Source organism: Bacillus sp. Xin1, from assembly GCF_013314535.1.
Taxonomy (GTDB): domain Bacteria; phylum Bacillota; class Bacilli; order Bacillales; family Bacillaceae_G; genus Bacillus_A.
Map to the genome: position 1 here is coordinate 184,430 of NZ_JABUAE010000003.1, position 14,890 is coordinate 199,319.

Here is a 14,890-nt window from a genome sequence, read left to right on the forward strand (position 1 = left end):
ATGACTCCTTTCATTGTCTAAATTAATTTTCAAGTATACTCATTATGGTTATTTTCCATTTACCTGTGATACAATCAAAACTTAATAGTCATATTTTAATGATCCATAGTCCTATAAAGTTTTTGTAAGTAACGCCAACGAGTCATAAAGAAATACAAGATTTGTATACATACAAATGAAATTAAGATGATAATTGAACTATTTAAAATAGAAAAATCCACTAATTGTTGCAGTGCGGTATATGCGACTGCAGTATGAATTACCGCAACAACAATTGGTAAAAAGAACATGATTAACAACTGTCTTGTTACAACACCTTTTAGTTCTCGCTTACTTAATCCCATTTTTGAGATCATTTTATATTGTTGTTGATCCCGGTCTAAATCTGTATATAAACGGAAATAAATAAAGCTCGCTGCAAATGTAAAAAAGACAATTCCTACTAAAACACTCGCCATAAGTAACAATCCGTTTGTTTGTTTCGCTTGTAACCACTGCAATGTTAAAGTTTCAAAATAAAAACTACGCTCTCCACTTTCTCTACCCAGTATGTTATTTAATTGATGTGAAATTTCCTTTGTTCTCATCCAATCATCTACAACAAAGCCGTAAATACGCTCTTTAGAGAACGTGATATCCTCACGAGCAATGAATGGAACTTTATCATATACTTGGTTTTGTACTGCAATTAAAGTATTTCCTACTTCATGTGGTAGAACTAAGTTCTTAACAGCTTTCTTTACATGAAATGTTTTCATCCAATCCCCATGAATCACTTCAATTTCCTTTTTAAATTGATTATTTTCAAACTCTTGTTTTTGTGCTATCCACCCTGGAACTAGCAAAATTTCATCTTCTTTATCAAGCGTTTCTTTTTGGTAGCCAAGAGACTTCGCAAGATCATTATATTCACTTAATTTCATAACAGAAACATCGCTTTCTGTATATTTAGTAGAGGCAGAACCCAGTCGATAAACAATATTTGCCTCATTAAGATATTTCTTAATTAAAGCAAGGTGCTCATTTTCCATCTTATTTTCTTCAAAACTCATATAGGTAAACGTATACGGATTGGTCATTCTTGACAGTTCTTTATTTCCAAGTGCAGCAGTAGTTCCAATTGCAGTGAACGCGACTGCCGAAATGATAGATACTATAAAAAACATCATTGCATTATCTTTCATTCGATATATTAACTCTGAAAACGTTAGTATATTTGTTTTCTTTAAAAATAAAGATTCCCGCTTTTTGGCAGCTTGCAATAGGAAAACACTGCATTGCGTATACAGAAAATATGTACCAATTATAACCAATAACACACCTAATCCTAATAACGGAAAAGAGATGATTCTTCTAAAGTTAATATACAGTACGATTCCATATCCAGAACTGATACTAACAAATGATAGAAGCGATAAAATAATAGAAGCTTTCGGTTCAGGCTTTGGTTTTTCTTCTGCTTGAATAAGTTCCACAAGTTCAGTTACTTTAATCATTTTAAAAGTAACAAGTGATACAATTAAAAATAAGATAAGGAATGTAACAATAGTTAGTAGAATCGCTTGAATTGGAATATAAAAAGGTAGTCCCTTGTTAATCATTAAAATACTTGCACTAATAAGTAGTACCAATTTGGAAAATATAAGGCCAATCATAATGCCTATAAAGATTGAACCAAATCCAATTAACATATTTTCAATGAGCACTAACTTTTTCAACTGTCTTATAGACATTCCTTGCATCATTAAAATGCCAAACTCTTTTTTACGTGTTTTTAAAAATGAGCTTACTGAATATAAGATAAAGAAAAATGAAAACACAAAAATCAAGCTTTGTGAGATCCTAAATCCAATTGTACCAAGTTCACTTATCGTTTCACTTGTCGATTTTAACTCACCAGTTAAATCAGGATGAAATAATAAAAGCGCATACGTAAAGAAAATCATAATAGAAAATGTACTGCTTAAAAAATGAGCAGCGTACGTCCGTTTATTACGGAAAACATTATTAAATGCGAATTGACGAAAAGTCATGTCTTTTCCCTCCTAACAACGAGAGAACATCCATAATTTTTTGATAAAAAGCTTGTCTACTTTCACCACAATAAATTTCATTATACAATTCACCGTCTTTAATAAAGATAACGCGACTACAATAACTTGCTGCATATGGATCATGAGTAACAAGCATCATGGTTGCACGTTCTTTCTTATTCAGTTCTTCTAACATACTCATCACATCATTCGAAGACTTAGAATCTAAATTCCCCGTAGGTTCATCCGCTAATAACAATTGTGGTTTATGAATGATTGCACGAGCAATTGCGGTTCGCTGTGCTTGACCACCTGAAATTTCATATGTTCTTTTATGCAAAATATCCAGAATGCCTAACTTTTCTGCAACTTCTTCTACCCGCTTATTCATTTCCTTTACAGCCACTCCATCTAACGTCATTGGCAACACAATATTTTCTTTTACGGTAAGTGTACTGAGAAGATTAAAAGACTGAAAAACAAATCCTAGCTGTTGTCGACGGAATAATGCTAGTTTTTCAGATGACAGCTGAAAAGGATTCATCCCATTTATTAAAATGTTTCCTGATGTTGGTGAATCAATCGTAGATACCATATTTAACAATGTTGTTTTCCCACTACCAGACGGACCCATAATACCAACAAACTCACCTTCTTGAATAGATAAATCAATATCAGCAAGAGCTTTATAAGGAACTTTCCCCTTATATACTTTACTAATTCCTTTCGCCTGCAATATTTCCATACCACATTCTCCCTTCATTTATTCTGCTTAGTTTAAAGTGTAAAGGAGTTATCTTACATCTCATATTGATTCGTCTTTCATTTACCTTACAACTTTGTAAGATTTCTAAAAAAAGCTGATGAAAAAGTCTATTTCATCAGCTTTTTTATGAAGTGTAAAAAATAATTCTTACAGTTGTACCTTTTCCAACTTCAGAATGTATTTCTACTTGATGACCTAACTGTTTCGCGATTTCGTATACGAGGTATAATCCCATCCCAGTAGATTCTTTGAAATCTCTACCATTTCCTCCTGTAAAGAAAGGTTGAAACACACGTGGCATATCTTGTTTTGGTATGCCTACTCCAAAATCTCTTACTTCTAAGGTGACAGTCTTATCTACACTATATGCTTTTATTATAATTTTTTCTCTACTACCGGCTGAATACTTAATTGCATTAGATAAAATTTGACCAACTAAAAATCGAAGCCACTTCGCGTCACTTTCTACAACAATGTCTTTTTCTATTTTGACTTCTGGATATACAAAATTCCGAATAAAAAAGCGCTTATGTTCATGTATTGCTTCGTTTACTAAATTATATAATTGCACTCTTTCTACGTAGAAATCTTGTGTGAAAGTTTCTAGACGCGCAACATATAAAGCCATTTCTAACCCTTTTTTTAGTTTATCTGCTTCTTCGTTAATACTCACAAATCGAGGGTCAACTTCATCTTGTGTCATTAATTCAATAACAGATAAAGGTGTTTTCATTTGATGAATCCATTGATTCATAAAAGTTAAATGTTCCTCATTTTTACGTTCCTGCACTTGTAATTGATTCTGATAATGACGATATTGTACTTCTAATAACTCATGCAATGCAGTTGACAAAGGGGAGAAGTCAGATTTTTGTACAGATTCATCTAATGATTGCATCGGATTTGCTAACCTTTCATAAAAAGACTTATGAGTAAAATAGCGATATAATAAATAAGCAAGTAAAAAACATACTCCTAAAAACATTGCATAAAGCGCGGTGGTTACATGGCGATAGCCATCAAACCAATACACAAGAAAAATAGCGATGAGCTGGAAAGCTGTAAAACATAGAAGCGGAATATGTTCTCGTAGAAACAGTTTTATCATTTTCTCCCACCATTTTCCCATGTAATATGTAAACGATAACCAACACTCCGAATTGTTTCAATCGCCTCTCGAATTCCTAATGCTTGGAGTTTTTTACGAACACGCGTTGTGTTGACGCTTAACGTATTATCATCAATGTAAGATTCACTATCCCAAAGCTTATTTAATAATACTTCCCTACTTACAACACGCGGATAATTTTTCATTAGCATCTCTAACAAAATTGCTTCATTTCTTGTTACATCAACTTCTTGACTGCGCAATTGTAATACTAAGCGCTCTGGAAACAAAGTAAGTCCTTGCTGCTCAATCATTCGCTCTTCTATTTTTGGTGCATAATCTCCATATGCACGTCTTAGTTGACTACGAATTTTCGCCATTACAACTTCATAATGAAACGGCTTTGGTATATAATCATCCCCGCCATTTTCTAAAGCCATGACTTGATCCATCGTACCTTCACGAGCTGAAATAAATAAAATGGGACATGTAGAAACAGCGCGAATTTGCCTACACCAATAATAGCCATCAAAACTTGGTAAATTAATATCTAATAACACCAAGTCTGGTTTTGCTTGTAAAAAAATATCTAATACGCGTTGAAAATCGCCGATAACAATTCCTCGATACCCATATTTTTCGATGTAAGAAGATAATAATTCTGCGATTTTAGGATCATCTTCCACAATCATAATTTTAACCATTTTTCCATTCCTTTCTTAATAATCTCTATGTAAGCATATACTATCATATTTTTCATTACTTATTTTCAAAAAAATCCGCTTAACCATTCCTGACGAAAAAGGATGGATCAATATTTTTAGGAACTTTTCTAAAGCGGTCATAATCATCCCATGAAAATATAAATCTTGTCTTTTTTCCTAAATCTTGAAGTGCTCTTACAACAAAGTAAGTAGTTATAATTTCTCGAAAGTTTCCTATATGAACAGATCCAGAAGGACTAATTCCAGATGCACATACAAACATTTCTTTATTTGGGTGTTTTCGAATCAATTCCTGCGCTATTTGATATGCCCAATGCATATAATTCACCTCGGTATAAATTTTTTGTTAATCAATTTCTTTTTAAATACAATAAAAAAAACTCTCACCCCCAAGATTATTCATCTTGAGGACGAGAGTTGTTCACTTCGTGGTACCACCTCAGTTTATTAATATGTCACCATATTAATCTCTTCAGGTACGGCAAAATTTGCTTATACCCTATCTCTATAACGGGAGAACCCGTCGCATCATCCCTAAACAAGTTAGTTCCATGCGCAGCTCCAAGTCTTTTTTCATTAAGATTCTTACCCCTCCTTCTTCCTGTACATTTGGAGGACCAGATTTAACAGAATTATATATAACTACTGCCAGAACAAGAATGAATCAGGATCAATTAGAAGCTTATCCAAATGCTGGTGGCGTATTTCGAATAAAAACACAGATTAAAGGCTGCCCAACGTATCCGTTTAATTATAAGAAATCGAAGGTGAAAAAGTGAATCAAATAGCGCACATTAGACAAGAAGAAAAAAAGTATCATGACCTTTGTTATGAGCAATATAAATTGTTCGAGGCTGGCTCTTGGCTTCACAAACCAGTAAAAACAGTCATGGATATGATGAGTTATTTTGAAGGAAAAAAGCAAGTGAAAGTACTCGATCTTGGTTCTGGTGTCGGAAGAAATAGTATTCCAATCGCACAAAAGATACTCGATAATGGCGGGAAAGTTACATGTGTCGATTTACTGGACTCTGCATTAACAAAGTTAATAGAAAATAGTAAAGAACACCGTGTACTTGACGTAATCGAAATAATAAAAACAGAAATTGAAAATTATGATATCGATCCTGAAAGTTATGATTACATTGTTGCGGTGTCTAGCTTAGAACATGTTCAGACAAAAGAAGCCTTTGAAAAAGTACTCTTATCAATGAAACATGGGACAAAACATAATGGCGTCAATTGTCTCATTGTAAATACTAATCTTCAAGAAATCGATTTAGCAACGAATGAAGAACTAGACGCATTAATAGAAATAAATCTTTCTACTGACATCATGCTAAATACACTTAAAAATATGTATGAGGGATGGAAAGAAATCCATATAAGAGTTAAAAATTTAACATATAACATCATGCGTAACAATAAATCAATTCAGCTAAAAACAAATGCGGTAACTTTTGTTGTTCAAAACGTGTAACCTGCAAAATCACAAAAAGGCCTTCCACTTAATCCATATGTACAGTGAAAGGCCTTAAATATTCTTTCATATGTGTTAAAAAAAAGGACAATCTATTTCATCAGTAAATGCCCAAGGTTTATTTTCTACACGTTCAGTAGACTCTTTCTTTCTCGTCGTTACATTTTTGGTTACATTTTTAAAAGGATTTACTTCAATTTTAAACATAGAAGTAGGTTCAATGTAAACGGAAAAAACATGGCTGCTTGGTAACGTTTTTGATACATCAATATCCCCTACTTGTTTAAATAGTTGCTGCACACCGTATAAAAAAAAGTTTGTTACATCAGATTGCTTATTAATCCAAGTAATCATTTCAGGAGATACAGATTTATTTAAATATATTTTTACCCGATCACCACATTTATACTTCTTACGCCGCATACTCACACCAACTAACTAATTGTTAGATTCGTAAACCCTAATTCTTTTTGTTTATACTCTCGATACCGTGGTGAACATGTGTAAACTAATAATCCGCGTGCATTTGTAAATAAAGGGTTTTCTACAAAAATTACATTTTTCAAGCGGCCTTTTTGTTTTAAAATAAGTTCTAAGCTATTTTTGATGATAACCGCTCCACCCCCATAAATAAATACATATGGATCATCTTTCATATCATCAATTTTATTAATAATGTCCGTTGCAACTCGTGCAGCCAATCCTAAAAATGCTTGTTGTGACTCTTCTACTAGCATTTCATGCCTTGGATGTTTCTCATTTAAATATATTTGATTAAACTCTGTAATGCTATCTATTGTTTTTGTTGGATGCTTTCGATTCCATCTTGTAATAATCTGCAATAAAGTTTCTTTCACTCCATAGGATAACCCTTTACTTAATTGAGGTCTAAAATTCACTCCAAATGAAACTACTTCTTCAGTTGTGCCAGCACCTATATCAAAAGATAATAATGTTTTGTCGACAAAATCAATCTCAGTTGTTTTATTTTTTTCACCTTCTACTGTATGCTTTAAGACATTACCATCTTCATCATATACGATTCCCCAAGTTCCAGATGCTCCTTCAGGCAAACATTTACAGTACTCAATGGAGACATTTATCGTTACATCTCTTCCATTTGGATAATGAAAAATAACTTTATGATTTCCCATATAACGTTTCGCATTTTCTGCCGCTACTTCTTGCGTAATAATTTGCATTGGAAGAGCAACTGATAAATCGTAGCGAATATTAATATGATCTAATTTTGGACTATGACGCATAGCACCAATTGCTAAACCTGATAAAATCGTTAGAACCATTAAGTCATCTGTAGATTTATCAGACTTCTTCTCTACTTCTGTCCCTTTTAACTGATCATTGATAACCTTTTGCCCAACAACGTAACGTACATTATTTAACATGAGAGATGGTGAATTTATCGTTACATCAATATGATTTTCCACTTCAGTTATCGGTACATCTTCTTCATCCAATAAACCTGTCGTCTCCCCAATATATAGTGAATATATACTTGGAATGTAAATCGGATTTTGGCCTTTTACCATTAATTTTAAACCATTATTTCCAGCGTCTGCACCCGCTTTTAAAAGTATGGACATATTTACCCCCCAATTTAATCTGACATCCCTTCCCAATATATGCGATTCATCACTTTGACATTCAAACCAAATAAAAATCTTTTCATTTTTGTTTTTTTATATTTGTCCCTAAAATGAGAAATCCATTGTAAAGTTTTATAGGATTATCTATTTATGTAAAATATGTTTGACATTAATCTCTACCATTTTTATACTATTAATTGTAAAGAGTTTTTTACAATTAATAGTATAGGAGGAACTATATTGAATCAGAAGAAGTTTATTTTTCTAATTTCTCTACTATCATTACTCGCCATACTCATATATGGGACGTATAAATATGTAACTGACGGAACGATGTTAGGGAGTACCATTTTTTTTGGTTCTTTAGCATTTAGTTATTTACTCAATCACATCACTTGGGGAGATCCAAACGGTGTGTCAGAAGAAAGTCAAGATGAAATGGGACAACACATTACATATAAAAGTTTCAAAATTGGGTATTTTGTATTAGTTGTTATTATGTTTATTTTATTAATTTGGTCAGAAGGATTTTCTGCCTTATACTCACTTGACAATGTTCAAAACCTTCCTTTGTTTATTGCACTTTGTTCTTCATTCATTGTCATTCCACTTGTAGAGTTCATTGTTTCAAAACGATATGTATCAAGAAATATATCATAAGAGAAGGCATTCCTTTACTTAGGAACGCCTTCTCTTTCTTTTTCATATTTTCTACAAACTCGTTCTAATTCTTCTAACATGTCATGAATCGATAATATTTCAAATAGGATAATAGCTTCACTTGAAAAATGATGATGATAATCATGTGGTTTACGCTCCGCTAAATCGTTTTTATGATTCTAAAATTATTGAGCTAGTTCATCGACAAGTCGGTAATGCTTAAAATCAATTTCATAACAATTATTCCGCAATATTGATATCATTACACTTTGTAGCGTTTCTTTTTCTTTTTGAGACCATCTACATTCTTTTGTATGTGTACTTGTTAAGTTATTAAGGTGATAAATAATTTGGTGTAAGATGTGAAGTTGTTTTTGAATAGATAAATAAAAATCTACGCATTTCTTTTTTTGTGTGACGATGATATTTCCAATCCTTTTGTTCATAATGAACAAATTGAACAGCCTTTTGTAAAAGTTGCGTCAACTTCTTGAGTTTTCTTGCTGTTTCTTTTTCAATGCCTCTTCCCTGATTAACTTGCTTCGACCATTCCTTCATAATATCAGCTGTTTTCATAAACAATTCATTTTTGCAGTTTATGATTGTTTTCGTATAATGCCGAGGTAAAATGAGAAAGTTCACTAGTGTGGATACGATAATTCCTGTTGAAGTCGTAGCTAATCGAACAAGAAAAGCTGAAAAATAGTGATCCGCAGTAACTGGAATCATTGCTACAGCTGTTAAAGTTGCAACTAACATACCGACATGCAATTTTAATTTTTGACACGTTACAATTGTAAACATCGCTGCCAATGCATATGAAATGGCTTGGTGGCCAAATAAAAAAGTAAATGTCATCGCATATGCCGAACCGATTGTTGAAGCTGGAAAGCGAATCAACCCTTTCTTTATCGAGTCTGTTGTGGTCGGTTCAATTGTTACGATTGCTGTAATAACAGCAAAAATTGTAGGGATATTGAGAAAATCACAAACTAAAACTGTAAGAAAGACCGCAATCCCAGTTTTTATGACTCTTCCCCAATTAAATTCCATTTTCCTACATGATACATTCACAAATTCCTTCATTTCTGTTTCATTTTTACATCTTTACAAAATAATATTCCATCTATATCGTAACAAATAAAAAAGCTTACTGCATAAAATATTTTTGAAGTAAGCTTTTTTACTATAATTATTTACTTTTCTAGTGGTAGATATAAAATCAGTTGCCTTCCAATTGGCCCCATTCTTCTTTGGCCTCTATCTTCAAAACCTACTTTTAAATACAACTTTTGAGCAGGAATATTCCGTTCGTTTACAGCTAGTACAATTTCATTTTTATCTGGAAAATAAGATGAGACAAAGTCATGTAATAATGTTAATCCTTTTTTTGCATATCCTTTCCCTTGTTCTGCATAATTGATAGAAAAGGCCGCTAAAAGTAAAGCATTCGGATTATCTGTGTATTCAGCTACCCGCACTCCTGATTGCAATGCAAAAATTCCTACTGGTATATGATTCGCTAAAATGACAACAATATTTCGAGTCATATCTTTTTTAGCTTTTTCAAGCAAATCACTCGGGTTTGCTGTAAACTGGATTTGTTCACTAGGTAAAGTAAATGCTTCTATGATTTTTTTATATTTTTCATCATATGGAATTAGCTGAATCTCTTCTGTTTGTAAATTCACTTTCATTTCCCCCATCTCTTTTCGATTATTTCCAAGTGATTGGATAGAACTTTAGGAATTATCAAATTTCAATCCTATTATTATCATTAAAACATATACTCACCTTTAAATAAACTGAATATTGATAGATAAGAAAACATCTCGTACCATATAGCACGAGATGTTTTTCTTATCTGTTAAGATGATTATTCGATTGATCATTTTGTTCTTTTCTTAATTCATTCTCTTCACCTTTTGGTAATTGTTTATCATTCTCTTTAATCGGATTTGTTTCTTTATTTTCTATCATGTCATTTGGTACTTGCGGCATAACACGTCCTACAATGGCAGCAAGCTCATCAAGAATTCCTTCTCCTGCTTTCCCGTGTCTAATTTGATTACCCATTTGTTTTAATCGTTCATACGTATCAACATCGGCTACAACTACTGCATTTGCACCATTTGGATCATGTTTTAGACTTTCAGCAACAGCATACTTGATTGATTCTACTCGGGAGCGATCCAATTTTGCTTTTACATCTATCCCAACGACTGCGTATTTTCCTACAACTACCGCTGTCGCATCTCTCACGCCTGGTATACTAGCAGCTAAAGATGCTAAATGATCAGCTACCTTTTCATTTGGCCTGTTTTGATCTGTTCTATAATTAACGTTTCTCATAGAAATATTTTTTTGCTCTGGTTTTTCTTGAGCATTATCTTGCTTTCCAACGCTACACCCAGTAATAGCAAAACAAATCATAAACATGTATATAAGAAGTTTCATTATTCTCACCACTTTATCATTGATGTTTAATCATAAACCTTTTCTACAGCCTGCATCTTTTGCACTTTTTCTTCTGTTCCGTCATTTGCATTAATAAAAATTTGGTACGTATCTTTTCCTAATGTACCAACAAATTCATAACACAGTACTTCCTTATGCACATCATTTACAACAAGCGCCTTACGTTCTTCCATTACTTTTACATCTGGATTGATTTTCTTTCTTGCATCAGCAACTGTTAATTTTACGACCGGAATAGTCCGTTTTTGATGCGATGCTAAATAGTCCTTTGCGGAAAAACCAACAATTGATCCATCATCTAAAGCGATTTTCATTTGAATTGCTTCTGGGTAAATGCGCACATTATTTTCATTAACAACGTACGTAAACACACCAATATTATCGTATTGTGAACTATCATAAAGCTCCATATCGGTGAACTTATGGTCCTTTAAGAAAGTTAATCCTTTATTTCCTGCGTCATTCAAACTAATTTTTTGTTCCTTAATCTCACGGTTATTCATTACCCAAATTGGATATCCACCTTTTTCGGTAATATCCATATAAAATTCATTTTTTGTTGCAGGATCTTGAATTTTCACACTGTAAAAAGATTCTTTTGCACCTTTTCCACTTTTCTCAACTTCTACTTTTTCATTTCCTTTTAAATTTAAAAACGTTTTTGCGATTTTTGCCGCTTCATCTTTTGAAATAGCTTTACCCGTCGCTTCAAATCCGCCTTTTTTAGCTTTTTGCATACTTGTAAAAGTCGGCCCAAAATTATTTGACGAATAGGATGCGACGTTCTTTTCAACCGTTTTGAGCCCATCAATAATTGTGTTATCTGCTGGATCTTTATTTGATGCAAGCGCAAGTTCTACATCCATCCAACGCAAATTATTTTTTAAAACAAGATGTTGCACTTTCCGAAGCTCGTCTTGAATATCCCTTGCATTTGAATATAAATTTTGCAATGCTTTGTATTCTTGATCATTTAAAGGCTCTTTCTCTAAATCACGAATTGCAGTGCGATAACTAAAATCGCCAATATTCGCTAGAAATTCCTCCGTTTTATTAAACGGCATTAATGTTAAAGGAAGTTGTCCTACATCAGAACGAGCTTCCGATGTTAAACGCCATACATCCGCTAATGCCGGTGATAAAGATGTGCGCGAATTCATTGCGAGTGTCGTTCCAATTTTATCGTGCAGTAAATCAACCTCATATGCTAAATCATGAAATGCACGCTGATAACTGTTTTCAGCTCGAATCAATACCGCATTTTTTTCTTGATGTTCTTTATACCCCCAATATCCTGTTCCAACTACACCGATTGTTAATAATACAATTATGATACCTCTTAACATGTCTTCACCTCCGCTCTATTTACAGAAAATATGTTTGCCGATTTTTTTAATTTGTGGTCGAGTCCAAATCCATTTACTCGTTGCCGTATCTGGATTGAAATAATACAGTGCATTTCCGGTAGGATCCCAGCCATTAATCGCATCTAATACAGCTTTTTTCGCCGTTTCATTTGGCGTTAAGTAAATTTGTCCATCAGCAACTGCAGTAAATGCACGTGGTTCAAAAATCACCCCTGAAACTGTATTCGGGAATGATGCACTTGTCACGCGATTCAAAATAACTGCCGCAACTGCTACTTGACCTAAATATGGTTCACCACGTGATTCGCCATAAACTGCATTCGCCATTAATTGAATATCATTTTGCGAGTAACCATTTGGTACATTTGTACCTTTATTCTGGGCTGGTTTTTTACCTTGTCCACCCGTCTGTCCTTTATTGGCAGTCGATTTCTCATACTTTGTCGCTTTTACAAGCATCTGTTTCGTCTTAGCACCCGCTAAGCCATCTACAGGTAAACCAAACTTTTGTTGAAAGTTTCTTAGTGCCCAATATGTACCCCAGCCAAATACACCATCCACTTTCCCTTTATAAAACCCGTTATATTTCAAGCGAGACTGTAATTCAATAACATCCTCTCCAGAGGCACCTCTCTGAATCACTTGATTAGAAAAAGCTTGGACATTTCTCATTTGCCCACTACTAACAATGACAGATATACCGATTAATACAAACAAAATCAGTATTTTAAAAATAACTGTATGACGCATATGTTCCCTCCTTATTTGCAGTAATGATTTCATGGTTATGTTTTGTAAATAAAATACTTTTATGTAAAGAAGACAAAAAAATCCAAACTTATATGATATAGGCTGCATGTACACAATAAGAAAAACGAATAAAAGGAGGTCATTATGAAGCGTATTTTTGCATGTTTCATCTTAGGAATTGTATTTCTTACAGCATATTGCAATACATATACTCATCCATCTGTCGTTTATGCGCAACCACCATATGCAAAATGGGGGAAACTTGCTGTAGAAAAAACGAAAGAAAAGTATCCAAAAGCGCAAATTATTGATTACCTTCATATTGGAAGAAAACCAAAGACAGTTAATATAACAACTGAAAAGTTTAAATTATGGCTGCGTGAAGATGGAAAAGAGTATGGGGTTTTTGTTGATGTAGAGTTTGATACGAAGACGGAGAAGTTTTTGAAGATTACCTTTCAAAAATCAAATCGATAATTTTCTCGTTATAATTAAAATAACCATCCTTACTAGACTTACCTTCTAGAAAGGATGGTTATAAGATTACTTATTGCATCTTCACTACTTTTATTTTTTCAATTTTAATGATCGATTCCCTAACATTTTTACAAGTACACAAATAACTCCAATCGCCAAGGCTATACCTACACTATATACAAAAACTCCATCATATCCATTAATCCTAGGATCTAAAAATGGATATGGATACCAATCAATAAAAGATCCACATATTAAACTATAAATAACATATAATAACGGAAATAATAGCCAGCTTACTGCATGTTTCTATTTGATTTCTTTCGTTGGAGGATTTAGAACCCGATCTAAAATCATCGCAATTGGCATGATATAATGCAGGACCGTATTCACCCATGGTATTGGTGTTTGAAGCGATTCCTCGAGTCCTCTCAGTAATAAAAAATAGATTAACCCTGTTGTAAATATGTATACTGTTGCTGCTCCTCGAAGTACTCCAAATTGTTCAGAACGTCCAAATGCCGCTGTCGCAAAACAACTTAAAGCAAGAATGATTGCGACCAAAATATTACTTTCAATGGTAAAGAAGCTAAAAAAGTTAATTGGATTAAATGGTTGAATCTGTGCCCTTGTAACAAACTGTGTAAGGATTGCACTAAACGCTAAAATGCTTAAAAAGAACCTACATCCAACTATCATCTTCTCGCTTTTCATGCCTTCTCCTTTCTTTGTCATATATGATTCATTTTTATATCATGAAAATTATCAAATCCTTCTAAGATTCTGCATCGTACAAGAAACGATAAAAATCGAAGCATTGTAGTGGCTTCTCTTCCTCCTCACTTGGATATATGGCAGCTCTAATTTACTCCATTTTTCCGTATCATCTAGGCATGTTATATAAGTCGTATAGCCTTCTCCATCAGAAGTAAATGAATGGTAGCGTGCTTCCCCTTGTGATAGTGCAAGATCAACTGCATCTCGTAATGGTTGTAATGATTCTCTATTTGCAATCATTACAGCATCATCATGCCACATTTGCTGACTATATAAATGCTGTGTTTGATTAAAAACTTCAACACGATTTTGCAAAGCTACCCGAAATGCTTGAACTGCGTCTTCGTGAGAAAAGGCATCAACCTTTACATCCATTTCATAGACTTGAGCGGGATTACCTAACATTTCTAAATACAACGCTATATATGGTGTTACATTCACGAATAAAATTTGCTTTTCTATAAAGTAATATGTATGGATTTCTTCCTCATTCTTCTTATAACAAACATACTGAACATCATTTCCGCACTGTTTTTGTTCTATCTGTTTGAAACCGAATTGCTTTTTGTTCCCATTCTTTTTAAAACAAATCGTTTTTGAATCTAAAGCGATAAAAAAATATGGTGGATTCATTTCATACATTCTCCTTTTTATTACCATTT

At 33.3% G+C, this 14,890-nt stretch carries 14 protein-coding genes and 4 pseudogenes; 4 read left to right on the top strand and 14 right to left on the bottom strand.

Annotated elements, in window-relative coordinates:
- Positions 1–95: 95 nt before the first annotated feature.
- The 5 genes and pseudogenes from HRG09_RS06185 to HRG09_RS06205 form a co-directional block, all read right to left on the bottom strand.
- Entirely contained in the window at positions 96–2,033 is a 1,938-nt protein-coding gene (locus HRG09_RS06185; protein WP_174099892.1) for an ABC transporter permease, read from the bottom strand.
- Complete coding sequence (locus HRG09_RS06190) at positions 2,008–2,778, bottom strand: ABC transporter ATP-binding protein (protein ID WP_174099893.1); 771 nt, start codon at positions 2,776–2,778, stop codon at positions 2,008–2,010. Before HRG09_RS06190 ends, HRG09_RS06185 begins: the two co-directional genes overlap by 26 nt.
- A gap of 145 nt (positions 2,779–2,923) precedes the next feature.
- Positions 2,924–3,907, bottom strand: a complete 984-nt coding sequence (locus HRG09_RS06195; protein WP_174099894.1) for a sensor histidine kinase — start codon at positions 3,905–3,907, stop codon at positions 2,924–2,926.
- Positions 3,904–4,611: a response regulator transcription factor gene (locus tag HRG09_RS06200; protein ID WP_174099895.1), complete on the bottom strand. Its 708-nt coding sequence runs from the start codon at positions 4,609–4,611 to the stop codon at positions 3,904–3,906. Before HRG09_RS06200 ends, HRG09_RS06195 begins: the two co-directional genes overlap by 4 nt.
- Before the next feature lie 97 nt (positions 4,612–4,708).
- A pseudogene (locus HRG09_RS06205) lies at positions 4,709–4,951 on the bottom strand (lysine--tRNA ligase); the annotation flags it as partial.
- Positions 4,952–5,228: 277 nt separating this feature from the next.
- Here HRG09_RS06205 and HRG09_RS28760 point away from each other — a divergent pair.
- Together HRG09_RS28760 and HRG09_RS06210 are read left to right on the top strand one after the other, a co-directional pair.
- Positions 5,229–5,411 (top strand): annotated as a pseudogene (locus HRG09_RS28760) (SMP-30/gluconolactonase/LRE family protein); the annotation flags it as partial.
- Entirely contained in the window at positions 5,408–6,112 is a 705-nt protein-coding gene (locus HRG09_RS06210) for a class I SAM-dependent methyltransferase (protein ID WP_174099896.1), read from the top strand. The pseudogene HRG09_RS28760 and the gene HRG09_RS06210, both read left to right, overlap by 4 nt.
- A gap of 75 nt (positions 6,113–6,187) precedes the next feature.
- On the opposite strand, the gene HRG09_RS06215 is transcribed toward HRG09_RS06210, so the two are convergent.
- A complete protein-coding gene (locus tag HRG09_RS06215; protein ID WP_174099897.1) occupies positions 6,188–6,535 on the bottom strand; it encodes a hypothetical protein in 348 nt (115 codons plus the stop codon).
- Between the two features lie 11 nt (positions 6,536–6,546).
- Positions 6,547–7,716, bottom strand: coding sequence for a ParM/StbA family protein (locus HRG09_RS06220; RefSeq protein WP_174099898.1), 1,170 nt, complete (start codon positions 7,714–7,716; stop codon positions 6,547–6,549).
- Between the two features lie 243 nt (positions 7,717–7,959).
- Between HRG09_RS06220 and HRG09_RS06225 the strand changes: the two genes are divergently transcribed.
- Entirely contained in the window at positions 7,960–8,379 is a 420-nt protein-coding gene (locus HRG09_RS06225; protein WP_174099899.1) for a hypothetical protein, read from the top strand.
- Between the two features lie 14 nt (positions 8,380–8,393).
- On the opposite strand, the pseudogene HRG09_RS06230 reads toward HRG09_RS06225, so the two are convergent.
- From HRG09_RS06230 to sleB, 5 genes and pseudogenes are all read right to left on the bottom strand, one after another.
- Positions 8,394–9,449 (bottom strand): annotated as a pseudogene (locus HRG09_RS06230) (aromatic acid exporter family protein).
- Between the two features lie 126 nt (positions 9,450–9,575).
- Positions 9,576–10,085, bottom strand: a complete 510-nt coding sequence (locus tag HRG09_RS06235; protein ID WP_174099900.1) for a GNAT family N-acetyltransferase — start codon at positions 10,083–10,085, stop codon at positions 9,576–9,578.
- Positions 10,086–10,239: 154 nt separating this feature from the next.
- The gene (locus tag HRG09_RS06240; protein ID WP_174099901.1) at positions 10,240–10,836 is read right to left on the bottom strand and encodes a YhcN/YlaJ family sporulation lipoprotein; all 597 of its coding nucleotides are present in this window, start codon (positions 10,834–10,836) and stop codon (positions 10,240–10,242) included.
- Between the two features lie 26 nt (positions 10,837–10,862).
- Positions 10,863–12,203 carry a germination protein YpeB gene (ypeB, locus tag HRG09_RS06245; RefSeq protein ID WP_174099902.1) on the bottom strand — a complete coding sequence of 447 codons (1,341 nt, stop codon included), beginning with the start codon at positions 12,201–12,203 and terminating at the stop codon, positions 10,863–10,865.
- A gap of 15 nt (positions 12,204–12,218) precedes the next feature.
- Positions 12,219–12,974 carry a spore cortex-lytic enzyme gene (gene sleB / locus HRG09_RS06250; RefSeq protein WP_174099903.1) on the bottom strand — a complete coding sequence of 252 codons (756 nt, stop codon included), beginning with the start codon at positions 12,972–12,974 and terminating at the stop codon, positions 12,219–12,221.
- Positions 12,975–13,118: 144 nt separating this feature from the next.
- Here sleB and HRG09_RS06255 point away from each other — a divergent pair, with 144 nt between their 5' ends.
- Entirely contained in the window at positions 13,119–13,451 is a 333-nt protein-coding gene (locus HRG09_RS06255; protein ID WP_174099904.1) for a YqzG/YhdC family protein, read from the top strand.
- Positions 13,452–13,541: 90 nt separating this feature from the next.
- Here the strand turns inward: HRG09_RS06255 and HRG09_RS06260 are convergent.
- Positions 13,542–14,165: pseudogene (locus HRG09_RS06260) on the bottom strand (Pr6Pr family membrane protein).
- Positions 14,166–14,216: 51 nt separating this feature from the next.
- Entirely contained in the window at positions 14,217–14,861 is a 645-nt protein-coding gene (locus HRG09_RS06265; protein WP_174099905.1) for a hypothetical protein, read from the bottom strand.
- Positions 14,862–14,890 lie beyond the last annotated feature (29 nt).